The sequence below is a fragment of the Psychrobacillus mangrovi genome (assembly GCF_037104765.1).
Lineage (GTDB): Bacteria > Bacillota > Bacilli > Bacillales_A > Planococcaceae > Psychrobacillus > Psychrobacillus mangrovi.
The window spans coordinates 21,851-45,904 of the sequence record NZ_JBAWSY010000023.1 but is presented as its reverse complement, the minus strand read 5'-3'; the positions used below and the strand labels follow the sequence as shown (position 1 = coordinate 45,904).

Sequence of the window (24,054 nt, the reverse complement as noted above, 5' to 3'; positions counted from 1 at the left end):
CAACTAATTTTACTAGATATTCTCGCATTTCTCTTGATAATACAGCCATCCTACACACGCTCCCTTAATTTACTTTTAGTATGAGGGTCGTGTTTTAACATGTCCACTTTTTATGCTAACTCTAATTCACATGTTTCATAAACTCGTCTGCATAACCTTTCTTTTTTAGCCCTTTTAACAATTTTGTAGGAGTAGATCTAACTGAATTGAATGTCCTTTTTAGATTAAACTTTTCTACTAAGGATTCTATCTCTTTAATAATGACATGTAGTGGGTATGTTTCTAAAAGGAGATTGGGATATTCCAGAAAAACAGTCTCTTGTATTCCTAGATGTTTATATACTTTTTCTATAGTTTGCTTCATGTTTAGTTCTTCTTCCTTGCGGCCCTTCGCAAAAATATTACTGTGATAACTTTATATCCATGAATAATTAATTTTTTTTGTGTTCTATGCTTCCAAGCAGTTCATCGTCGGGGTGTGCCACAATTACTGATACATTTTCATTCACTTACTTGTAGGCAAGAAACTTATTATGAAAAAAAAGACCGATTGATGGATGGCTTGAACATCAGACAGTCTTTTAAATAACTTTATTCTATTTTGTCAAATTGGATTTGATACACTTTCTTCGGACGTCCTCGTAGTTTTTTCTGTTGCTGCATTAAAACAGTAGCAGCTCCGTGTTCTTCTAGTTTTTTTAGTATTCGATTAGCGGCTCTTGACGTGATACCTAAATGACTGCTTAAATCCTCTGACGCCAGTATGTTAGATTGAAGCTTGTCCATAACGGCAATAATTTTTTGAATTTGTAGAGGAGATGTGTTTAATTTCCCGCTTAATTGTTCAATACCAGAATCATATTGTGTGATTACCTGTATCCAATTTTTATCGCCTAAAGGTCCAATCAACTTCTCTTCTTTAGATAAAATGTAAGCCTGAGTTTCCAGTGCTGCACACATTTGTGAAGCTTTTTCAGCGTGTGATTGTGCTTCTTGGATCGAATGACCTATCCCCCAGCCGATATGAACAGGAAACTGTAATTCGTGGGAAAGAAAGGGTACTAGCTGACAGCTTGTCATATCGTTTGTAATCGATTTAAAGTCAGTGTAATTCGTGATAATTTCATAATACAAAACATTTTTATGAATAATAAAAGACATATGATTTTGTTTGCTAAAATCCAGTATTGCTTTATATAAGGACATTTGTCGATATTCTAATTCAGTTACGTTATTCCTATTAATAGCTATCTCTAAATGACCAATAACAACTTGATTCTCTATTAATTGAAGAAGTTGTATTTCTTTTAACAATGCTTCTATTTTCATAATCATACTTCGGTCAGAAGGAACTACTAATAACAAGTTAATATTATATGGTTTTAATATTTCTGGTAGCCTACTTAATCTAGTCATGCATACATCCACGTTGTTTTGTTGCCACAAATCAACGTGGAGATCTCGAATTTTATCATATACATCAAGATCTGCATATGCGCGGATGCTAGGGTCAAAGATATAGGGTAAATCTCCCTCTGAAGTCCATTCCTTTATCCCCAGATAATTATTTTCCTCGTATAAGAAATCTACTAAACATCTTTTCATCTCGAAGTCTTTGTTCTTATAGATATATTCAGAAAGTGTCCGATAAAAATCAGCTTGGGTGACATCGAAATGTAACATCGGAATGAGTACATCTGAAAAATGTTGTTTAACGAAAAAATAAGGTATTTGTCCACTAAATAATATCCCATCCACCAACTGTATTTTATCTAAAAAAATTGCGTGTAAATGTGCGAGGCTATCATAAATTGTGTAAACAAATTCACAATTTTCTAGCTGTAATGCCTCAGCCTTTTTAACCCATTTTAAAGAATTTTCTGTTGTAAAAATAAGAATTCTCGGCATTTTTCAATTTTTCTCCTTTTTCTAAAAATATATTGACTTCCGTAATTAATTTAGTTTACCCTGTTAATTAAAGACATTGGACAAAGGGGTCTTTAATTAATCGAAGGGGTGGTTTTATTGAATAGCACAATTGAAAATAACGAAGAGATTAATAGTGAAAATAGGTTTTCAAGATTTTTATCTTTCGTAGAGAAAGTGGGAAATAAGTTACCACATCCGTTTATTTTATTCTTTTATCTAACAGTTCTTCTCGTTATTCTATCATGGATATTAAGTTTATTTAAAGCTGCTGTAGTTCATCCGAATACGCAGGAAACTGTAGCAGTAAAAAGTATTTTGTCTTATGAAGGTATTCAGTTTATATTATCTGATACTCTAAAGAACTTTACAGACTTTGCACCGTTAGGTTTAGTACTAACTGTCATGTTAGGAATAGGTTTAGCTGAAAAAGTCGGGTTGCTAGAAATGCTTATGAAAAGAGCAATACTCAATACACCTAGAAAGATTATTACATTTACCGTTTTCTTTATTGGAATCTTAGGGAATATTGCTTCCGATGCAGCATTTGTTGTAATTCCACCATTAGCTGCACTAGTATTCTTATCGGTCGGTCGTCATCCAATTGCTGGATTGGCAGTTGGCTTAGCAAGTTCCGGAATTGGTTTTACGGCAAATGTATTAATTGCTGGTACAGATGCGCTATTATCTGGAATATCTACAGAAATATCACAAGGTATTAATCCCGATATTATTGTGACACCACTCGATAACTGGTTTTTTATGAGTGTTTCTACATTTGTTTTGGCTGGACTAGGTACACTCATTACTGAGAAGTATGTAGAACCGAGATTAGGAGTTTATACCGGAGCGCAACAATCTCTTTCCAATGAGATAAGTACTCTAGAAAAAAGAGGTTTACGTAATTCACTGATTGCTGCACTAATATTCATCGCTGCTGTTGTCGGAGCTATGCTTATACCTAATTCTCCTTTGCTAAACGAAGATGGAACCTTATTGCGATCACCATTTTTGTCAGGGATAGTGCCAGTTTTGTTTCTATTCTTTTTAGTCGTAGGGATTGTTTATGGGGTAAGCACGAAAAAAATCCAATCATCTGCAGACGTTCCTAAATTGATGACAGAGGCAATTGGAACTTTATCTGGATATATTGTATTAATTTTTATGATTGCTCAATTTGTTGCATATTTTAACTGGAGCAATATTGCTATTTGGTTAGCGGTGCATAGTGCAGCAATATTAACGCACTTAAATATGACAAATATATTCGTTATCGTGCTATTTGTATTATTAACCGCATTTTTGAGCTTGTTCATCATTAGTGGTTCTGCATTATGGTCACTAGTTGGTCCTGTGTTTATTCCGCTCTTTATGGTGCTAGGTTATCACCCGGCGTTTATACAACTAGCGTACCGTATTGGGGAGTCTTCTACCAATATGGTAACGCCATTAAATCCTTATTTCGCTATTATTCTATCATTCATGCACGTGTATGATAAAAAAGCGGGGATAGGTACACTCATGTCTCTTATGATTCCATATACAATCGGTTTTCTGATTATTTGGATTATTTTAATGCTCGTATTTGCATTACTTGGTATTCCTATTGGTCCAGGGGTATCTTTATATCTCTAGTTTATAAATCTAAGGAGTGAATAAGATGAATGGGTTTACTATAACTCCTAATTTAATGGAGCAGATATGTGAATGGAGAAGGGATTTTCATCGTTATCCAGAAACAGGCTGGACAGAATTTCGCACAGCCTCCATTATTGCGCATGAATTAAATCATTTAGGATTTGAAGTACAGATCGGTAAAGAGGTGTTAACAGAGGAGCGTATGGGTGTTCCTTCTGATGAACAGTTAGAAGATTGTTATGAGCGTGCAAAAAATACTGGAGCATACCAAGAATATCTAGAAAAAATGGTAGGAGGATACACAGGTGTGGTTGGAACACTTAAAGGATACAAGCCTGGACCGACTATTGCTTTTCGATTTGATATGGATGCTTTGGAAATTTTAGAAACTAATAATTCATCGCATATACCAACAAAAAAAGGTTTCCGTTCATTAAACGAGGGAGTTATGCATGCGTGTGGGCACGATGCACACAGTGCGCTTGGTTTAGGCTTAGCAACAATACTTGCAGAAAGCTTGGAGTACATTGGAGGGACGATTAAAATAATTTTCCAACCAGCGGAAGAAGGAGTGCGTGGGGCAAAATCCATGGTGGATGCTGGTGTAGTAGATGGAGTGGATTATTTTTTAAGTATGCATGTTGGAACTGGGGTGCCATTAGGAACCGTAATTGCTGGAACAAATGGATTTTTAGCTACAACTAAAATAGATGCAACGTTTAAAGGGAAGGCAGCGCATGCAGGAGCCGAGCCAGAAAAGGGAAGAAATGCTTTATTAGCTGCGGCATCTGCTATTCTAGGCCTACATGGAATATCTCCGCATAGTGGAGGGGCTTCTCGGATAAATGTCGGAACTTGTATTGCGGGTGATGGACGGAATATAGTTCCAGCCCATGCTTCCTTACAGCTTGAAACCCGTGGTGAAAATAGCGAAGTCCATTCCTATGTCGATCAACAAGCTTTAACTGTGCTAGAAGGAGCTTCCAAAATGTATGGGACTGAGCTTTCTTATAGAGTAGTGGGATCGGCCAAAACTTGTTCATCTTCTGATAAATTAATAGAAATAGTTACGGGTGCAGCTAAAACTGTAAATAAATTAGTGGAGGTAATTCCTCTTACTAAATTTGCGGCCGGTTCAGAAGATGCTACCTATATGATGAATCATGTTCAAAAGCAAGGTGGACTTGCAACGTATTCCATCTTTGGAACAACACTATCAGCTGGACATCATCATGAGAAATTTGATATTGATGAGGACGTGTTTCCAATTGTGTTGGAAACTTGGTTAGCCACAATTGAACAAATTTATGTATATGAAAGTGGGAAACTTTAAATGGATAATCTAGCAGATTTAATAGAGTTGTTAATTGAAGAGCAACGAGAGGAAATAATAGCGTTAAGTGATCAAATTTGGGACATACCAGAGACTAGATTTCAAGAATATCAGTCATCCAAAATTTTGAGTGATTTTTTAGAACAAAAGGGCTTTATTGTTGAACGTGGAGTAGGTGGAATAGAAACAGCATTTACAGCTACCTTTGGAGAAGAAAAGCCTATCATTGGTTTACTCGGGGAATTTGATGCTTTGTCAGGTCTTAGTCAAAGAGAAGCATCAGATATGCGAGAACCTTTACAAGAAGGTGCAAACGGGCATGGATGCGGGCATAATTTATTGGGAACAGCAGGAATCGCAGGAGTTCTTGCAATAAAGGAACTAATTCAACAAAAGAAAGTAACGGGTTCCATCAAATACTTTGGATGTCCTGGAGAAGAAGGGGGATCTGGTAAAACTTTTATGGTGAGAGATGGTATTTTTAAAGACATTGATGTTGCGCTTACATGGCATCCTAATTCTTACACGGGTGTTTTTTCATTCTCCTCACTCGCAAATTATCAAGTATATTTCTCTTTTGAAGGAAAAGCATCGCATGCAGCAAATTCTCCCCATCTTGGACGAAGTGCATTAGATGCAGTTGAGCTGATGAATGTTGGTGTCAATTATTTACGTGAACACATTATCTCAGATGCCAAAATCCATTATGCCGTTACAAACACGGGAGGCTCTTCGCCCAATGTTGTGCAATCAGATGCAGAGGTATTGTATCTCATTCGTGCACCTCATTTAAAAGACGTAGAAGAAATTTATCAGCGTGTTATTAACATTGCAAATGGAGCTGCTTTAATGACGGAAACCAAGGTATCCGTTCGTTTTGATAAGGCATGTTCAAATTACATACCGAACCATACATTAAATATGATAATAAATGAAAAATTACAGCATTTTGGTTTGCCGGAATATAATGGGGAAGAATTGATTTATGCTCATAAAATGGCCAAAACTATTACATCTGAAGAGGTTGAAACAGCTATTCTAGATGCAGAGAAATTATCGAGCTACCAAATCACAGATCAATTTTATAGAGAAGACTCTCCCTTTTTTGAAGAGATCATACCCTATGTGAAAAATAGAGAAGTGATGCAAGGTTCGACAGACGTAGGAGATGTTAGTTGGATCGTGCCAACCGCTCAATTTTTTACTACTTGCTTTGTAGCAGGCACTCCACTTCACACTTGGCAACTTGTCTCTCAAGGAAAAACCTCTCTTGCTCATAAGGGATTATTATATGCAGGAAAGGTTCTAGCAGCTAGTGCCATAGAGCTTTTTGAAAAACCGGACTTAATAGATTTAGCGAAGCAAGAATTAGTTGCAAGCACAAAAAGTTCCTATCGAAATCCATTGCCTGATAATCTTAGACCGAGCATTCAATAGACACTTACTAGTGAATGCAGGAAAGAGGGTTCTAAAACAATTAGAAATTGTTTTAGAACCCTTCTCACATTTAGTCTATTTTAATTATTATCATCATCGTTGTCATCATGATCATCGTCATATTCCAACTCTAGTACAATTCCAGTACTTGCATCGATTTTAATTTCTGCTTCACCTTTTTTAGTAAGTAATTCTATTTCATACTCATATCTTTCGTCATCTGAGTCTAATTCAAATTTAATGACTTCTCCATTCACTTTTTCTTTAGCAAGGGCAATTGCATCTTTTTCTGAGATCAGCGATGTGGTAGAGGTAGTTTTAACGCTAGCTTCCATATCCTCATCTTCGTCATCGTTATCACTTTCTTTAACACTTAATACCTTTGCTGTATATGCATCAACTTTTACTTCAACTTCTTTATTTTTATCTACATCAATATCTACTTCGTAGTATGTTTTTTTGTTCTCAGTTTCTAATTCAACACTATCAAACTTTCCGGTTGCTTCCTTTAATGCAATTTCTTTTGCCTTTTCAATACCGATAAATTTATTACTTTGCTCTGTAGAAATCTTTACATCATCTTCTGCAAATGCACTAATCGCTACTGCACCACTTATAACTAGAGCTGTTGCGAAAGTTCCTATAACCATCTTTTTCATGTTGTTTCCTCCTCTGTTTAATTTGCTTTACACTTATATAATAAACAGAGAAAAAGAAAGGACGGTTATAGTAAGGTTAAAATTCGGTAAGAAAAAGAATAAAGAAAATTAATCTTCCCAATTAACGGATTTTACCGCACCTGTGTAAGCATCGACTTGGACGGTGGCTTCTCGATCTTCCTCGCCATTTTCAATTTCTACTTCAACCAAGTAATAAGGGGCTTGGTCTGGTGGATGATGAAATTCAGCGTCATCATCTGCTAAACCATTTACATGTTTAGCTGCAATTTCAAGTGCCTCTTGTTCCGTAATTACCGTATTTTCTTTAGGAGTAGGATTATTAGTATTACTTTGGGAGCCATCTTCTTGATTTGCTGTGTCCGTTTGAGGCTCAGTAGGTTGTTCTTTTTGTGATGTATGTTGTGGTGCTTCCTGAATCTTTTCTAGTTGTTTCAAGGAAATAATACTACCTGTTTTTGCGTCAATCTTGATGTGGTATATACCATTTTCAAGCTGCATTTCTATCTGGTATTCATCATTTATTTTTGATGTTTGAATAATGTCTCCGGCATATTTATCTATTGCTACTGCATTCGCTTCTTCTTCTGTTAATTCTTGAGCTGAAATGGATGGAGATAACCATTGAAACCATACGACTAACAGCAGGGACACTAGGAGAATAGCTCCAGATGCCCATGCCCATTTCTTTGTTTTCATTGTGTAATCCCCCTTGTAACAGTTTGTGGCCATAGTATATAACGGGAAAGTTAAAAAATGATGAGAAAGAAGTTGTTATTTTACTCTGCCTTTTTTGTTTTGAAAAAAAGTGTAACCTTCGTTCCGCGGTTTTCCAGGCTATCGAGTTCAATTCGAACCCCGATTGCCTTGGCGATTTGTTTTGCCATAGTAAGACCTAGGCCAGAACCTCCTTGCTTTCTGCTTCTTGCTTGATCTACGCGGTAAAATCGGTCAAATATTTTCGGAATGTCCTCCTTCGGGATCCCAATTCCTCTATCTTCAATTTGAATATATGTTTCATTTGAGGTAGTACTAACAAATATAGTAATGTGTTCATCGCTGTACTTTCTAGCGTTATCTAAAAATATAAAAAGAAGTTGCTTTAACTTTTGATAATCTGTATAACCAGTGAAGATTCCACTGCTTTCGACAGAAATCTCTCTTTGATAAGTGTTTTGAAACGTGTTAGCAGTTTCCGATACAAGCTCTGTTACATTTATTGATGTCATTTGGATATTCCATTGTTCCTGAGTTTTTGCCAATAGTAAGAGCTGTTCCGTCATTTCTCTCATTCGAACAGCCTCTGAGTGTATCGCTTCTATAGATTCTTCAAATAGGTCGGGTCGCTCTTGGCCTCTTCGTTTTAAAAGATCCGAGTAGTTTTCAATAATAGTTAAGGGAGTTCTTAGTTCGTGGGAAGCGTTCGATACGAACTGTTCTTGCTTTTCAAAGTTAGTTTGTAGTAAATCAATCATATGGTTAAAGGTTTCACCCATTTCCACTAGCTCTTCCTCGGAAGTCTCTTCAAGTTTAAGTCTTTTAAAGTGACCACTTTTCTGTATTTCTTTCATCGTATTAATCATTAGTCTGATCGGCTGTATGATTAAATTACTAAGAATTCTACTAGAAATAAAAACAGGGATCATAGCGATAATCGCTACACCAATTAACACAATACGCAGAATCTTAATCATCTCATCTGTTGCCTGTATACTACTAATTACTTGAAGGTTAACAACTCGCCCGTCATTCCAAATGACTGGATAGGAAACAAAAACATACTGCTTGTTTCCAAACGAAATTATTTTGCTTACTTCGCCAGCAGAAAAGTTGCTTTTTCGTGACTTTAAGGCTGTCTCTGAGGCAGATGTTATTTTTGCTTCACTTGTCAAATCCTCGTTTAATACTTGGATCATCCCATTCACTGGCACATAGGCTAGGAGAAGCTGGTTAGGTGCAATTCGATCAATTGCACTACTCATATCCGATGCGATTCTTTCCACTTCAGCTTTGGCGCGATCAAGTTCATTTGACATCATTAGATGACTGAAAAGAAGGTAGATAGAAGCATTCATTAGAAATAATAAAACGATAAATAACACCGAAGTATATAAATTAATTTTGTTTCGTAGTTTCATGTTACTTCCTTTAAGACGTAGCCTACGCCCCTTACAGTATGAATTAATGGGTGATCATAGTTGGCGTCAATTTTTTTTCGGAGATAGCGAATATAAACATCGACAATTTTTGTTTCTCCGAAATAATCATAACCCCAAACCGCCTCTAAAATTTGTTCTCGGTCTAAAACTTGACGCTTGTTTTTAAGTAAATATAAAAGCAAATCGTATTCCTTTGGTGTTAAAGCAATATCGTTATCACTTCGAATGACTTCTCTTGTTTTTTCATTTATCTTCAAGTCACTGACATATATCCATTCATCATTTTCTTCTAGTTTTGGTATTGTAGCCTGCTTTATCCTTAAGACAGCTCGAATTCTTGCAAGTAGTTCTTCCATACGAAAAGGCTTTGTTATATAGTCATTGGCTCCCAGGTCAAGACCGGATACTTTATCTTCAATGGAATCTTTAGCTGTTAACAAAATAACGGGGATTATTGAATCTTTTACTCGAATGCGTCGGAGTAGTTCAATTCCGCTCATCTCTGGCAACATAACATCGAGTAAAATCAAATCCCATTTTCTTGCTCGGTATGACTCGAAGGCATCCAATCCATTTGTAGCCTTTCCTACTTCATAGCCTTCATATTCTAATTCTATTTCCAACAGTCTTAAAATTTTTTCTTCATCTTCTACTATTAAAATAGATTCTTTTAACAAAAGCGATACCACCTCTTGTAAGCATTTGACGTATTTATTCTATTCTATACTACTGTTTTTCGCCAGGAACTCGAATATTCTGATAATATATAAATAATTAGACTATCAGATGTCTTAATTATATTCAGTTTTAATCGTTTTATTAATTTCCTGTAAGGGGTATCTATATAATGTAGGTAAATAGAAAGAATTTATGAATAGGAGTGGAGATTAGATGTCTAAACAATATTACATGATCATTAATGGAGTAGAAGTAGGAAAAGAATTATCCGTTATCGAAGTTAGTAACCCTGCTACAGGAGAAGTTTTTGCGACAGTTCCAAAAGGGGGAAGTGAAGAAGCCTTACAAGCAGTCGATGTAGCTTATGAGGCATTTAAAAAATGGTCTGCTTTATCTGCATATGAACGAAGTGAACTCATACAAAACTGGCATAATCTGATTAAGGAGAATACAGAAGATCTTGCCAAAACGATGACGGAAGAACAAGGGAAGCCACTTGCAGAAGCGCGAGGAGAAATCAATTATGCCAATGGTTTTATTTCCTGGTATGCAGAAGAGGGGAAACGCATATATGGAGAAATGATTCCTGCAACACAACAAAACAAACGTATATTTGTGCATAAACAACCGGTGGGAGTTGTAGCGGTTATTACTCCTTGGAACTTCCCAGCAGCAATGATTACAAGAAAAGTAGGTCCGGCTCTCGCTTCGGGATGTACCGTAGTAATAAAACCAGCTGGACAGACACCTCTCACGGCAATCAAGTTAGTGCAACTTGCAAAAGAAGCAGGTATACCAGACGGGGTAGTGAATGTAGTAACAGGTGATTCGAGTGCTATTGGAAATGCATGGTTGGAGGATTCTCGTGTTCGAAAACTGACTTTTACAGGTTCTACAGAGGTAGGGAAGCAGCTAATGAAGGGGGCAGCAGACACAGTCAAAAAAGTGTCGCTTGAATTGGGTGGACATGCACCTTCTATCATAATGGAGGACTGTAATTTAGAGAAGGCGGCAGAAAGTGTGCTTGCGGCGAAATTCCGAAATGCTGGCCAAACTTGTGTATGTATTAATCGTGTATATGTGCAGGAATCGATTGCAGATAAGTTTACGGAATTATTAATAGAGAAAACGAAAAAGTTAAAGGTCGGAAATGGTCTCGAAGAGGGAGTGACAATCGGTCCTCTTATCAACGATTCCGCTGTTGAAAAAGCGCAAGAGCATGTAAATGATGCAGCCTCAAAAGGAGCAGAAGTGAAAATTGGTGGGAAAAGAAAAGAAGGTCTTTTCTTTGAACCGACCATTTTAACGAATGCCACGGATGACATGCTTTGTATGCAGGAAGAAACGTTCGGTCCAGTAATTCCAATTAGTACATTTAAAGAGGAAGAAGAAGCGATTCAACGTGCGAATGATTCTATTTATGGACTTGCAGCATATGTTTTTACAGAGAACATTTCCAAAGGTATCCGAATTACGGAGAAGTTAGAGTACGGTATTATTGGTTTAAATGACGGTCTACCCTCTACTCCTCAGGCGCCGTTTGGAGGATTTAAACAAAGTGGTCTCGGTCGTGAAGGTGGTCACCATGGAATGGATGAATACTTGGAAATTAAGTATATTTCTCTTGGTTTATAGTATAAAAAGTGGCACTGAATAAACTTTTTGAGACAGGAATAAAATCCCATTATGCAGCCGCTTGACGATATTAAACCGACTGATTAGTTTCTGTTTAGTTGTTTTAATATTAGTAGCTTTATTAACTGAGGCTATATCTATATAATAAATTATAACCTCTTAGACATTAGGTCTAAGAGGTTTGCTTAATTGTTCCCTAAGTCAAGTGCTTTGAACTGGTGTAGCCTTTGTGGAAAATACATAAAATTTTTACCCCCATTTAATATTAATATATTTTAGGAAGTGAAGCAGATGAATCTAAAAGGTATTTTATTGTTAATATTTTTATTTCATACAGTAGTGAACGCTACTAGACCAGTTATTACGCTTTCAGCGGATGAGTATGGGGCATCCATTTTTGTTATAGGTATATTAACATCTTCCTTTGCATTCTTACCTTTGATCTTCTCTATTCATGCTGGCAAAATAATTGATAAAATAGGCGATAGAATCCCTATTATTGTAGGGTTTGTTAGTTTAGTAGCCGGTATGATTGTACCGGCGATGTCCTCGACTATATGGGCTTTGTTTGTAAGCCAATTGCTTTTAGGGATTGGTAATATTAGTATTCCAATTGCTCTTCAAAACCAGCTAGGTAATCAAACAACTAAAAGGAATCGGGATTATTATTTTAGTATGTTCAGTCTTTGTGTAGCTTTGGGAGCAGTAATTGGACCACTTTTCGGTGGATATCTGTCTGAACATATTTCATTCCAAATGGTATACATATTTAGTATGATCATTGGCTTTATCGCAATCATATTTTCCTTAAAGATACCCAAGTTAGAGAAACTTATAACGAGGGAGCCAACTAAAATGATTGAATCTATAAAGCTTCTGGAGAACCCATTAATTCGGAGAGCCCTGTTCTCTAGTGCCTTAGTTTTATATTCAAAAGATATATTTGTTGCCTATTTTCCATTGTTAGGTAAACAGATGAATTTGTCTACCTCCACGATAGGATGGATCATTGCCCTACAAGGGTTGGCAACTATGTTTGTACGGTTTGTATTACCAAAGCTATTAGAGGTATATAAAAGAGATTATATTTTGTTCATATCCATACTTGTCGCAGGGATATCCTTCCTGTTATTACCTCTTAGTAACTCAGTCATTATCATTGCTATGCTTGCTATTATAATGGGATTAGGACTGGGTTGTGGGCAGCCTATTTCAATGACTACGACCTATAACGCTTCACCGCCAGATAGAACTGGGGAAGTTCTGGGCTTACGTATTACTATTAACCGATTATTTCAACTCGTAGCTCCTACCTTTTTTGGGGTAATTGGTGGATCTATAGGGATGATTGGTGTATTTCTTTTTAGTGGAGTTTTTTTAGTAGGAGGTTCCTTGTTCTTTAGAGAAGCTAAACAAAATTCAGATACTGAATAAGGTTAGTTGCACCAATGATGATATTTCACAGAAGTTAAAGAGCTTAGAAAAATCAACTGGATTAGTAGAATGTTAGTTATAATTAAGTGCTACATGAAATGGTAGAAATGGTTGTAAGTATACTGCGTATGGCTAAATTATGAAAGAGTGTAGGATACGCTGTTCTTAACCGAACGTTAAATAGAAACTAGTTCACTGTCCATGGGTTACTGGAATTGGTGCCTTGCAAGCCGCATGATGCGCTAGCGCATCATGCAGACGTGCGGCCAACACGAATGCCTATAGAAATAGTGTTCCAATAGTTTTAAATCGTTTGTTGTTCATTCCCTTGTTTTTATTTCTTTTACACATTTTTTCAAGAGATTTTTTGAACTATTCAAATGGTTGAAGTGCAATTCCTTTTAATTATTACTATTAGTTAATAATATTTTACGTTTAAATTTTAACTCGGTGGCTTTTATAAGTTTTGAAGAATATATTTAGTAATAAAATATTATTTACTCCCTATCAAGAGAGATTATTAAGCTATGAATTTAGAGATTCTAGTCTGTAAGTCTTCTGCAAGATTGGCTAAAGATACAGCCGCTGCAGTAACTTCTTCCATTGATGCTAACTGTTCTTCCGATGCTGCTGCTACAGAATTGGAGCTATCAGAAGTAATCTTAGCAACGAAAGACATTTCTTTTGCATGCGTAGATACTTGGGTGACTTTAATTTTTATATCGTTGGAGATAGTTGAAATATTGCTAACTTGTTCTTTCACTTGTTCAACAGCTATGAGTATGTCATTAAATGTAATTTGCGTATCACTCGCAATTTCTAGTCCCGAACGAACTCGGTCTTTTACATCATTAATAGAAGCGACAGTTTTTTTTGTGTCATTTTCAATTTCCGCAGCAATTCCGGTTATGTCAGAAACAGAATGTCTTGTTTGTTCAGCAAGCTTTCTAACTTCATCGGCTACTACTGCAAATCCCTTACCTGCTTCACCAGCTCTTGCAGCTTCTATCGCTGCGTTTAGTGCAAGTAAGTTTGTTTGGTCAGCTATATCAGTAATTAACTTTAGAACATGAACGATTTCTTTCGTTTTATTATTTAGTGTAACAAGTGCACGGTCAGTATCGACAACGGATTCATTTATTAAGTTCATATGTGATACGGTCTCTTTAACAAAAGCGGATCCTTGCTCCGTTTTTTCATGTGTGGAGTGTGTTAGCTGTAATGCTAAATCGGCCTTTTCAGCAACTTTAGTGATAGAATTTGAGCTTTCTTCGGATGAACGAGCAGACTCATCTGACATAAAAGTTTGTTGTTTTGCTCCATCCGATACTAATTGAATAGAAGTAGATATTAATTCAGTCCCCTTCATCGTTTCATCTGCACTTGCCATTAACTCTTCGGCAGAAGCTGCAACCTGGTTAGAGCTATCCGAAACATGTGTAATAACCTCTCTTAGATTGATAGTCATTTGTTCAAAGGCATTCTGTAAAGAAGCTACTTCATCGCGAGTATTGACTTTGATTAGATCAACTGCCAAATTTCCATTGGCTATCTCCTCTGCATTTTTTGTTATTCTTCTAATTGGTTGTATAATCCTATTTGTGAAGAAGAAAACGAGTATGATACTCCCTATTAATAGTAGTATAACTAGAGTAATAGAAACTGAAACAATACCATCAATTTTTGTTTGTAAATTGGCTTGCATCGATGCATATTGTAAAGTAATATTTCTTTTTAACTCAATTACATCATTAATCAAACCTTTTGTACGAAGAGATTGACGTTGTATTTCGGGTTGACCTTGATTTTTTATTGCAATACTTGATTCATTTTGAATTTCATCATATTTTTGTGAAACTTGTTTTGCTAGTCTCTTTTGATCCTTACTAGTTAATGCAGGAGTTAATTGATCGTATATTGATTTAGTGGACATTAAATCTTTCTCAATATCGTTTTTATTGCTTTCTGATAAATTTAAAGAGTAAGCACTTAAGGATTTTTGAAGACTTTTTGCCGAGCTATTTAGTTCTTCCACCGTTATTAAGGTGTTGACAATCTCTTCAGTGGAGGATTTCAAAGTGGATAGTTGGATAATATTATAGCCAATAATACAGGCAGACAATAATAAGGGGATGATTGAAATCATCAATATCTTTTGTTTTAATTTCATTTGAGTGACATCTCATTTCTATTCTTTTATAATAATGGATCCATTAGAAATATCTTCTTTTATTTTTTCTAGCATGTTTTTTTCTGAAGAAGAAAGTTTAATGATGCGAATAGGAGCTATATTTACTCCATTTTCTTTTATACCTAATTCTTGATTTTTTTCAGAAATATTACCTGTTTCTACTAATTCTTTTACAGTAGTATAAATTGCGATATCGACCTGTTTTAACATGGAAGAAACTACAGCTTTTTCGGCTAAATAAAATTGATCACTGTCCACACCAAATGAATAAGTTCCAGCACGTTGGGATTCAAGTATGACTCCTACACCTGTAAATCCAGCTGCTGGATAAATAAAATCTGCTTTGGCAGAAATCATTTCATTTGCAATACTAGCTCCTAATTTATCGTCACTAAAACTACCTGAAAACTTAGAGAGAACTTCTGCTTCAGGATTTACAGATTTTACACCTTGTATAAAACCAGATTCAAATTTTTTAATAAGAGGAATTTCTTCTCCACCTACGAACCCGACTACATTAGTTGTAGTTTTTAAGCCTGCTAGAGCCCCAATTAAATAAGATGCCTCTTCTTCTTTGAATGAAACATTATAGACGTTAGGCAAATCTGACTTACCGTCGATTAGCAAGAAAGTAGTCTTAGGATTTTCATTTGCGACCTTTTCAAGAGACTCTTGTACAGAAAATCCTAATCCAATAATAAGATCGTTTTCTTGTTCTATAAGCTCTTCGAAGCCTTTTTCATAAGTATCTGTATGCTTTATTTCTCGGTAATCGAAAGACACATTTAATTCGTCCCGAGCCTTTTCGAGTCCAGCAAATCCCAAATCAGAAAAAGACTGATCCCCTAATCCGGCATCCGAAAACATAATCCCAATCTTAATTTGTTTGTTTTCTGAATTTGCATCATTATTAGAACATGCGGATAGTACTGAAGCCAATATCAGTGTGATCCATAAGATAATATGTTTTCTCATATAACCATTCCTAACTATTTAATATTGTCACTAGATTACTATCGTCTTGGTAATAAGGTTATTAATAATAAGTAAAATACACGAAATTATAAGTTATTTTTGGAGTGGATTGTATCGATAGTAATATAATTAATTAAAAGTTAATAGGTAAAATGGCTTTTGTAAATATTGCCTTTATAATAATATATGACTACGATGTGGGAACGACGAAGGAGCGACTCATCCTGCGGAGGCTCATGTGTAGCGTGCGGCAAGCGCACATCCGTGTTTAACATTTTTTTAAGGACAGTTTTTTAACTATTCAAATAGTTGAAGTGCAAGTTCTTTTTTTCATGTTACTATTAATAAAAAGAAAACAGTTAGGGGGAATAATAATTGAGGCAAATTATTGCAATGGGTGGTGGAGGTTTCTCAATGGAGCCTGAAAATCCTTTATTAGATCGATATATTTTGAAGCAATCAAAAAAGGATAGGCCGAAAATTTGTTTTATTGGAACGGCTAGCGGGGATGCAGAAAGTTATATTGAACGTTTTTATAATTTTTTTCAAAAAGAGCCGTGTGAGCCTTCACATTTGTCATTGTTTAAACCACATACCCATGATATTAAAAAATTCATTCTCGAACAGGACATTCTCTATGTAGGAGGAGGTAACACGAAAAACCTCATGGCCCTTTGGAAAGAGTGGGAACTGGATAAAGCTATTCGAGAAGCATACAACACTGGAATTATTTTAGCTGGGATTAGTGCGGGGTCACTTTGTTGGTTTGAAGAAGGTACAACGGATTCCTACGGGGATGAGCTTGAACCAATCTCATGTCTTGGTTTGATCTCTGGTAGTAATTGTCCACATTATGATGGGGAAGAAGATAGACGTCCTGTTTATCAAAAGCTTATCAATGAAGGCATTATTGGCGCTGGATATGCAGCGGACGATGGGGTTGCCCTGCATTTTATAGGTGAAAAATTATACTCTGTTGTAAGTTCTCGTCCACATGCTAGTGGATATCGTGTGGATAAGAACAAAGAAGAAAAGTTATCCACAACTTATTTAGGCTTTGAAAACTAGTTACATAAAAACATTGAGGCGATAAATTGATGGAATATATACAAAAAGGTACTAAAGAATATAAAAAAGTAAACTTTGCATTATTTGCGGCAGGGTTTATAACGTTTGCTAATTTATACATCACACAACCGATTCTTCCTGAGTTTTCAAGAGAATTTCAAGTGTCACCCGCTGTGGCAAGTTTATCCCTTTCACTTACTACATTTGCATTAGCTATATGCCTTGTTATCTTCGGTTCTCTTTCAGAAGCATGGGGACGTAAAAGATTGATGACGATTTCTATCCTTGCAGCTTCCATTCTGACATTAATACTTGCATTTTCTCCAAGTTTTGAAGTGTTGCTAGTATTACGAGTTATTCAAGGAATTGCTTTCGCCGGCCTTCCAGCAATTGCAATGGCTTATTTGGGCGAAGAAGTTGAGCCAGCTAGTCTAGGGGTTGCAATGGGACTATATATAAGTGGTAATTCGATTGGTGGGTTAGCAGGTCGTATTATAATGGGGACAATGACAGATTTATTTAGCTGGAAAATCGGAATGGTTTTTCTTGGTTTATTAAGTCTAGCGATAAGCATTTATTTTGTTATCACATTACCAAATTCCCGACATTTTGAGCCTAGAAAGTTACAATTTAGGGCTTTAACTAATTCGCTTATAGCTCATTTAAAAGATCCGAGAATGCTTTGTCTCTTTGGTATCGGCTTTACACTCATGGCGAGTTTTGTTTCATTATATAACTACATCAGTTTTAAATTGCTTGGTCCTCCTTATTCACTTAGCACAACAATTGTTGGATGGATTTTTATTATTTATTTGGTAGGAACATTCAGCTCTACATGGCTTGGTAGTCTGGCGGATCGATATGGTCGACAAAAAATGTTGTTTGTAGGAATTGGCATTATGTTTGCTGGTGCTATCCTAACGATTAATATTGGTTTAGTGATGAAAATTATAGGTATTACAGTATTTACGTTTGGATTTTTTGGAGCACATTCTATTGCAAGTGGATGGGTGAGTAAAAGAGCAGAACATGATAAGGCGCAGGCTTCCTCGCTTTATTTATTTTTCTACTACGTCGGCTCTAGTGTTGGTGGTACTGCAGGAGGCGTTTTTTGGTCTAAATATGGGTGGAACGGAGTCATAGGTTTAATAACCATTTTCCTTCTTATATCAGTAATCCTGTCGTTCTGTCTGAAATTTAATCGGAAAGAAGCACAGAAATAAGTACAGTATTTCTGTGCTTTTTTCTTTTTTATTTGGTTGCTCTCACTTTGCTGTTTGTTGCTTTCGTCTGCAATTTGGTGGCTATTCAGCTTGATTTGGTTGCTTATACCTTAATTTGATTTCCGTTAGCCATTTAATGGAATAAAAAAGAGGACCTATTAAAAGTCCTCTGCACAAGCGTTAATTCTTTTTCAAAAACTCCACGAGATCCTGATGATTTTCCGGTGTTACTCCGTGACCTTCGTTATATGTTTTAAAGGTAACTTTTGCACCGAGGTTCTCGAAGTATTCCTTACTTTCAGCACCCCATTGGGAAGGAATAACATAATCATAGTCCCCATGAGAAATAAACATGTTTAAATGCTCAACAGGTTTTTTACTATATTCCTTTTTTACAAAGTCCGGTATGTAGCCACTCAAAGCAACAACACCATTCAATTCATTTCCCATAGTTAAAGCTAATGCTTTTGCCAACACAGCTCCTTGACTAAAGCCAAGTACGGAAAATTGGTTAGAATCTAACTTATATTCCACAATTGCCTCACGAATAAAAGATTGAATATAGACCAAGACTTTATCAAATACTTCTCGATTTGGTTTGCCTTCTTCTTCTATTGTAAAAAACGCAAATCCTGGTTTGAAAACAATAGGACCACGCAAGCTAAAAATATGATGGGTCTTTTCAAACTCTTTAACTAGCTGTGGTAGATCCTCTTCATTACTTCCCATACCATGTAATAAAAACAAAGCCGGTTGATTTTTTTCTGTAGCTTGTGGAGCGGTATATTTATATGTAAAAGGTGAGTTCATTAAGTTTCATCCCCTCTGGATTAAGTACATCCATTTTAACAAAAATAAAACCCTTTGTATAAATCATTCGACTTCATACTTCGCAAGTTGTTTTGCTCTCTCAACTTCTACATCCACCGTTTATTCTCTATTCAAGTAAGTAAAGAAACTTCAGAGTTTTAAAGGAGACAAACAGGGAAGACTAATTAAAAAAGAATTGTGGATAACCTTTAAGGAGATGGAGTGAATGACAAATTTAAATCAGATGCCTCGGGAGGAGGGAATTGATCATAGCCTAAGCTTATTAAGAGAGGGTTATTTGTATATTCTTAATAGACGTAAAAGTTTCGCTTCCAATGTTTTTGAGACCCGTTTGTTAGGACAAAAAGCCATTTGTATGGGAGGTAAGGAAGCAGCAGAAATTTTTTATGACGATAAAAAGTTTTTGAGAAATGGTGTTGCTCCCAAGCGAGTTCAAAAGACTTTATTTGGTGTAGGGGGAGTTCAATCTTTAGACAACGAAGCTCATACGCATCGCAAAAAAATGTTCATGTCACTGATGACATCAGATAAACTGGACGATTTAAAAAGTATTACTAAAAAGCAATGGGAAAATGCAGTCAATAAGTGGGAGTCTACGGAAGAAGTAATACTTTACGAGGAAAGTAAAGAAATCCTGTGTAGGATTGCTTGTGAATGGGCAGGAGCACCATTATTAGAAGAAGAAGTGAAAGAACGAACGAAGCAGCTTAGTTCTTTATTCGAGTCTCCAATTGCTATTGGTCCTGAGCATTGGAAGGGTCGTCATTCCCGCAAAATTGTGGAAGTATGGGTTGCGGAAATGATTGTACAAGTAAGGGAAGGAAAAATGAAACCAAGGAAAGGTTCTGCATTACATACTATTTCGTTGCATCAAGACTTAGGAGGTAATCTTTTAGATGTAGAGTTAGCTGCGGTTGAAGTAGTCAATATCTTAAGACCCATAGTTGCAATTGCTATTTATATTAATTTCGCGGCTTTGGCTGTCCATCATTATCCTAAGGAAAAAGAAAAGCTTACGTTAGGTTACGAGCAATATTCACAATTGTTTGTCCAAGAGGTGCGTCGCTATTATCCATTTTTTCCATTGGTCGCTGCAAAAGTGAAAAATGATTTTTCTTGGAAAGGCTACAATTTTGAAAAAGGAACATTAACTTTACTTGATCTTTATGGTACAAATCATGATACGGAGATATGGGACAATCCAGAGATTTTCAGACCTGAGAGATTTGCAGACTGGAAAGGAAGCCCATTTAGTTTTATACCTCAAGGTGCTGGCGATTATTTGTTGGGACATCGTTGTGCAGGTGAATTTGTTACGACTGAAATAATGAAAGTAAGTTTAGATTACTTAGTCAATCAGATAAAATATAATCTTCCAAAACAAGATTTAAGTTATAGCATGGTAAGTATGCCAAGCATTCCCCATAGCAAAATAATTTTAACAAACGTCCAAAGAATTTAAATTTACAATACGTTAGGAGAAAAAACGTGAAAGAATTCAAAGTAACTTACTTCTTTGAAGAAGACCATTATATTAGAAGGTTTATCCACATGGAATCTCAGGAGCACGCAGAGGAATTGATCCAAAGTGAGCGAGATCAATATATATCCTTTCGCGATAGCAGGGGAATTTACCACGAGTTAAATACTCGTGATGTCCGTGTGATTCAAATCTCCGAATATCACAGAATCGATAAAAGTAAAAAAGGTACCAAGGAATAATAATCCTGGTACCTTTTTAATTAATTGATTTTCTCTTTTTCCTTCTACCAAACAATTGAACGATTAGAACGCCTGAGATTGCAATTATTCCACCGCTAATAGATAGTGTTGATGGTAATTCGTGCAACCAAACCCATGCAATGAAAATGGCTATTACGGGTTCTGCATAGAGCAAGCTGGAAACTGAGCTAGCTTTACTTTGAGACAACGCATATGCCCACATAAGATATGCGATTGCTGTAGGAAAAATTCCTATATAAATTGCTGACAAATTAGCTTCTAGTGATGCATGCTGTATACCTTGTATAAGTCCAGGAGCAAAAAATAGAAAAGGTAAAGTCCCTGCCCACGTAAAATACGCAGTTAATTCGATCGGGGTATATTTTGTTAATAAAGACTTTTGGAAAACAAAAAAGATGGAAGTAGCTAAAGCTGCTAAAATTACTAAAAATACGCCAGGAGAAATGTCAAAAGATGATTCTCCAGTTCCTAAGCCAATCATTGTAATACCGATAAACCCGAATCCTAATCCTATCCATCCAAATGTCCCGATTCGTTCTTTTAACACAACTACAGCAATAATCGTAGTGAAAATAGGTGCTGAACCAATGAGCATACCGGCAGTACCAGCAGTGATAGTCAATTGACCGAATGTGACACAGACATGGTAAATACTAATTCCAATCCAACTTAGAACTAATATTGGTAATATATCTTCTTTTTTAGGCAAATTAAACTTCAAGCTAGGTACTAGTGCTAGTAAACCAAATATAATGGAAGCAATGATAAAACGAAATAATATCAAGTGACCAGCAGAGAAGCCTCCTTGAAGACTGGCGCTTATCGAAGCAAATGCTGAGCCCCATATAAATACTGTAAATATTGCTAAGAGAAATGCTTTTTTATTCAATTTTGCACACCTAACTTTCTGTGTCGGCCTTTGAAGGCTAACAATTGTACATGATACGACTAACTGGCACTTCACGCAACAAAAAAAGTTAGAAGGTATTTTAATTCGACTAAAACTAATTGATGATTACTTGATGCTATCGTTCGAACTATAAAAGGCTATAGACAAATAGGAGAGATATTAGAAACACATCTGACGGACAAAGCCTTGGCAGACATTTCAGCATTAGTGGTGGCTTAAGGTGACTGCACGAATATTGAACAATAAAGAAGATGACGATTTAAAATTCTGAGTTCAAAAATCGTAAAAATAGAGTGGGAAGCCAAAAAGTGCTTCCCTTTTTTAGATAGGAGTGCAAGAATATAACATGGTTTATAGTTTACATAAATATAAAAAAGGGAGGTTAGAGCATTTGGTAGCCACGGAATGGTATAGGATTTTTTCCATGACAGTTCCTTCGACATGGTTAGCTTTTGTATTTGCAGCTATACTTACGGCCTTCATTTTATATGCTAAATTTAGTAAAGAAACTGCGAATCAATTTAGTGATATAATTTTTCTCTTTATTGTCGTATGGAAACTTAGTATTGTTCTAACGGATTTCTCCACAATTATCCAACATCCATGGATGTTATTGTATTTTTCAGGGGAAAGAGCAGGTGTATACATAGGAGTGGTATGGGTAATCTTCTACATGTTTTATCTTCTTAAAAAGCAAAAGCCTTTTCCATTGAACAAGGCTTTAATTTTTACTTTAATTACTTTTTATAGTACTTTTACGATTTTAGTAGCGATCTTAAATAAATCTTCAGTTACTCAAATTTCGTTCACAATCTTTATTGTTTTCTTATTAATATGGATATTGTTCAAATATAAAGAAACAATCAGAGTAGTTATACTGTTTTTTTTTATTTATTGCATGCTACATTTAATTTTCCAGAACTCCCTTATAAGTACTTCCATGATTACTGCTACTATGTTCTGTGCGGCAATACTATTACGTGAAAAACTATGGAAGATTTAATGTTCATAAAAGTAAAGGAGCCCACATCCAAGATGAGGGCTCCTTTACTTTTATCTAATGCGACTTTCCGTTTCCTTATCGAAGAAGTGGGCTCTAGATAAGTCAAATGCGAGTTTGACTTTTTGACCAGGTTCCATTGTAGCATCGGCATTTATTCGAGCTACATACTGTTGGTCCGCAAGAGATGAATACACCATAAGCTCAGCTCCTGTTAATTCAGATACTTCTATATTTGCATCTACTATAGAATCAGAAAATTGAGTGAGAGCTTCTGCATCTCCAGAAATATGCTCCGGTCTTACACCGAGAACAACTGATTTTCCATCATATCCTTTAGAATTTAGCAAAGTCCATTTCTCTGCAGGAATTCTCAGATTATATTCTCCAATCTTAAAGTAGCCATTATTAATATTCCCTTCAAAAAAGTTCATTGCTGGTGAACCGATAAAACCTCCTACAAAGACGTTTTCTGGGTTTTCATATACCTCTTTTGGGGATCCAATCTGTTGTATAAAACCATCTTTCATTACAACTAGGCGTGATGCCATAGTCATTGCTTCTGTTTGGTCATGCGTTACATAAACTGTTGTAGTTTTCAGGCGTAAATGTAATTTTGCAATTTCCGCACGCATCTGAACTCGTAGTTTTGCATCAAGGTTGGATAATGGTTCATCCATCAAAAATAGTTTTGCATCACGCACAATTGCACGACCAAGAGCTACACGTTGACGTTGACCGCCGGAAAGGGCTTTTGGCTTTTTATCTAAAAGTTGTTGAAGTCCAAGAATTTCAGCTGCATTTTTTACACGTTGATCAATATCTGCTTTTGAAAACTTTCTCAGTTTTAAGCCAAAAGCCATATTATCGTATACATTCATATGCGGATAAAGCGCATAGTTTTGAAATACCATTGCGATATCACGATCTTTTGGAGGTACATCATTCATTAACTTGTCTTCAATACGTAATTCACCAGAAGTAATTTCTTCAAGACCCGCAATCATACGTAGTGTTGTAGATTTTCCACAGCCGGAAGGGCCAACTAGGACGATAAACTCTTGATCCTGTACATGTAAATTAAAACTAGAAACTGCAGTAGAACCGTCATCATAAACTTTAGAAATATTATCAAGGACTAACTTCTCCATATGAGCACCCCTTTAGTATTTTATCTGTTCATTAAGGATATCAAT

Annotated in this window: 21 protein-coding genes; 10 read left to right on the top strand and 11 right to left on the bottom strand. The window is 36.0% G+C overall.

Annotation, left to right across the window (positions count from 1 at the left end; genetic code table 11):
- Positions 1 to 121 precede the first annotated feature (121 nt).
- Positions 122 to 364: a hypothetical protein gene (locus WAX74_RS18645; RefSeq protein ID WP_336499171.1), complete on the bottom strand. Its 243-nt coding sequence runs from the start codon at positions 362 to 364 to the stop codon at positions 122 to 124.
- 227 nt (positions 365 to 591) lie between these two features.
- Positions 592 to 1,908 carry a helix-turn-helix domain-containing protein gene (locus tag WAX74_RS18640; RefSeq protein WP_336499170.1) on the bottom strand — a complete coding sequence of 439 codons (1,317 nt, stop codon included), beginning with the start codon at positions 1,906 to 1,908 and terminating at the stop codon, positions 592 to 594.
- Between the two features lie 117 nt (positions 1,909 to 2,025).
- Between WAX74_RS18640 and WAX74_RS18635 the strand changes: the two genes are divergently transcribed.
- The 3 genes from WAX74_RS18635 to WAX74_RS18625 are packed head-to-tail and all read left to right on the top strand — an operon-like array spanning position 2,026 to position 6,334.
- Positions 2,026 to 3,561 (top strand): AbgT family transporter, encoded by a 1,536-nt coding sequence (locus tag WAX74_RS18635; protein WP_336499169.1) that lies wholly within the window; start codon positions 2,026 to 2,028, stop codon positions 3,559 to 3,561.
- A 25-nt stretch (positions 3,562 to 3,586) separates the two neighbouring features.
- A complete protein-coding gene (locus WAX74_RS18630; protein ID WP_336499168.1) occupies positions 3,587 to 4,897 on the top strand; it encodes an amidohydrolase in 1,311 nt (436 codons plus the stop codon).
- The gene (locus tag WAX74_RS18625) at positions 4,898 to 6,334 is read left to right on the top strand and encodes a M20 family metallopeptidase (protein WP_336499167.1); all 1,437 of its coding nucleotides are present in this window, start codon (positions 4,898 to 4,900) and stop codon (positions 6,332 to 6,334) included.
- Between the two features lie 80 nt (positions 6,335 to 6,414).
- Here the strand turns inward: WAX74_RS18625 and WAX74_RS18620 are convergent, their stop codons facing one another.
- From WAX74_RS18620 to WAX74_RS18605, 4 genes are all read right to left on the bottom strand, one after another.
- A complete protein-coding gene (locus WAX74_RS18620) occupies positions 6,415 to 6,993 on the bottom strand; it encodes a PepSY domain-containing protein (protein ID WP_336499166.1) in 579 nt (192 codons plus the stop codon).
- Between the two features lie 108 nt (positions 6,994 to 7,101).
- Positions 7,102 to 7,710: a PepSY domain-containing protein gene (locus WAX74_RS18615; RefSeq protein WP_336499165.1), complete on the bottom strand. Its 609-nt coding sequence runs from the start codon at positions 7,708 to 7,710 to the stop codon at positions 7,102 to 7,104.
- An 80-nt stretch (positions 7,711 to 7,790) separates the two neighbouring features.
- Complete coding sequence (locus WAX74_RS18610; RefSeq protein WP_336499164.1) at positions 7,791 to 9,149, bottom strand: sensor histidine kinase; 1,359 nt, start codon at positions 9,147 to 9,149, stop codon at positions 7,791 to 7,793.
- Positions 9,146 to 9,847, bottom strand: a complete 702-nt coding sequence (locus WAX74_RS18605; protein WP_336499163.1) for a response regulator transcription factor — start codon at positions 9,845 to 9,847, stop codon at positions 9,146 to 9,148. Before WAX74_RS18605 ends, WAX74_RS18610 begins: the two co-directional genes overlap by 4 nt.
- 214 nt (positions 9,848 to 10,061) lie before the next feature.
- On the opposite strand from WAX74_RS18605, the gene WAX74_RS18600 reads away from it, so the two are divergent.
- Together WAX74_RS18600 and WAX74_RS18595 are read left to right on the top strand one after the other, a co-directional pair.
- On the top strand, positions 10,062 to 11,483 hold the full coding sequence (locus tag WAX74_RS18600; protein WP_413788996.1) for an NAD-dependent succinate-semialdehyde dehydrogenase: 1,422 nt from the start codon (positions 10,062 to 10,064) through the stop codon (positions 11,481 to 11,483).
- Between the two features lie 291 nt (positions 11,484 to 11,774).
- Complete coding sequence (locus WAX74_RS18595) at positions 11,775 to 12,917, top strand: MFS transporter (protein ID WP_336499162.1); 1,143 nt, start codon at positions 11,775 to 11,777, stop codon at positions 12,915 to 12,917.
- Between the two features lie 520 nt (positions 12,918 to 13,437).
- Here the strand turns inward: WAX74_RS18595 and WAX74_RS18590 are convergent.
- Positions 13,438 to 15,087, bottom strand: coding sequence for a methyl-accepting chemotaxis protein (locus WAX74_RS18590; RefSeq protein ID WP_336499161.1), 1,650 nt, complete (start codon positions 15,085 to 15,087; stop codon positions 13,438 to 13,440).
- Positions 15,088 to 15,105: 18 nt separating this feature from the next.
- The gene (locus WAX74_RS18585) at positions 15,106 to 16,083 is read right to left on the bottom strand and encodes a BMP family lipoprotein (protein ID WP_336499160.1); all 978 of its coding nucleotides are present in this window, start codon (positions 16,081 to 16,083) and stop codon (positions 15,106 to 15,108) included.
- A 375-nt stretch (positions 16,084 to 16,458) separates the two neighbouring features.
- Between WAX74_RS18585 and WAX74_RS18580 the strand changes: the two genes are divergently transcribed.
- Positions 16,459 to 17,151 carry a Type 1 glutamine amidotransferase-like domain-containing protein gene (locus tag WAX74_RS18580; RefSeq protein ID WP_336499159.1) on the top strand — a complete coding sequence of 231 codons (693 nt, stop codon included), beginning with the start codon at positions 16,459 to 16,461 and terminating at the stop codon, positions 17,149 to 17,151.
- A gap of 29 nt (positions 17,152 to 17,180) precedes the next feature.
- A complete protein-coding gene (locus tag WAX74_RS18575) occupies positions 17,181 to 18,374 on the top strand; it encodes an MFS transporter (protein WP_336499158.1) in 1,194 nt (397 codons plus the stop codon).
- 180 nt (positions 18,375 to 18,554) lie between these two features.
- On the opposite strand, the gene WAX74_RS18570 is transcribed toward WAX74_RS18575, so the two are convergent.
- On the bottom strand, positions 18,555 to 19,184 hold the full coding sequence (locus WAX74_RS18570) for an alpha/beta hydrolase (protein WP_336499157.1): 630 nt from the start codon (positions 19,182 to 19,184) through the stop codon (positions 18,555 to 18,557).
- 226 nt (positions 19,185 to 19,410) lie between these two features.
- On the opposite strand from WAX74_RS18570, the gene WAX74_RS18565 reads away from it, so the two are divergent.
- Positions 19,411 to 20,667 carry a cytochrome P450 gene (locus tag WAX74_RS18565; protein WP_336499156.1) on the top strand — a complete coding sequence of 419 codons (1,257 nt, stop codon included), beginning with the start codon at positions 19,411 to 19,413 and terminating at the stop codon, positions 20,665 to 20,667.
- A 26-nt stretch (positions 20,668 to 20,693) separates the two neighbouring features.
- A complete protein-coding gene (locus WAX74_RS18560; RefSeq protein WP_336499155.1) occupies positions 20,694 to 20,927 on the top strand; it encodes a hypothetical protein in 234 nt (77 codons plus the stop codon).
- Positions 20,928 to 20,943: 16 nt separating this feature from the next.
- Here the strand turns inward: WAX74_RS18560 and WAX74_RS18555 are convergent, their stop codons facing one another.
- On the bottom strand, positions 20,944 to 21,837 hold the full coding sequence (locus WAX74_RS18555; RefSeq protein WP_336499154.1) for a DMT family transporter: 894 nt from the start codon (positions 21,835 to 21,837) through the stop codon (positions 20,944 to 20,946).
- 412 nt (positions 21,838 to 22,249) lie between these two features.
- Here WAX74_RS18555 and WAX74_RS18550 point away from each other — a divergent pair, with 412 nt between their 5' ends.
- Positions 22,250 to 22,861 carry a hypothetical protein gene (locus tag WAX74_RS18550; RefSeq protein ID WP_336499153.1) on the top strand — a complete coding sequence of 204 codons (612 nt, stop codon included), beginning with the start codon at positions 22,250 to 22,252 and terminating at the stop codon, positions 22,859 to 22,861.
- Between the two features lie 50 nt (positions 22,862 to 22,911).
- On the opposite strand, the gene WAX74_RS18545 is transcribed toward WAX74_RS18550, so the two are convergent.
- A complete protein-coding gene (locus WAX74_RS18545) occupies positions 22,912 to 24,009 on the bottom strand; it encodes an ABC transporter ATP-binding protein (RefSeq protein WP_336499152.1) in 1,098 nt (365 codons plus the stop codon).
- Between the last annotated feature and the right edge of the window lie 45 nt (positions 24,010 to 24,054).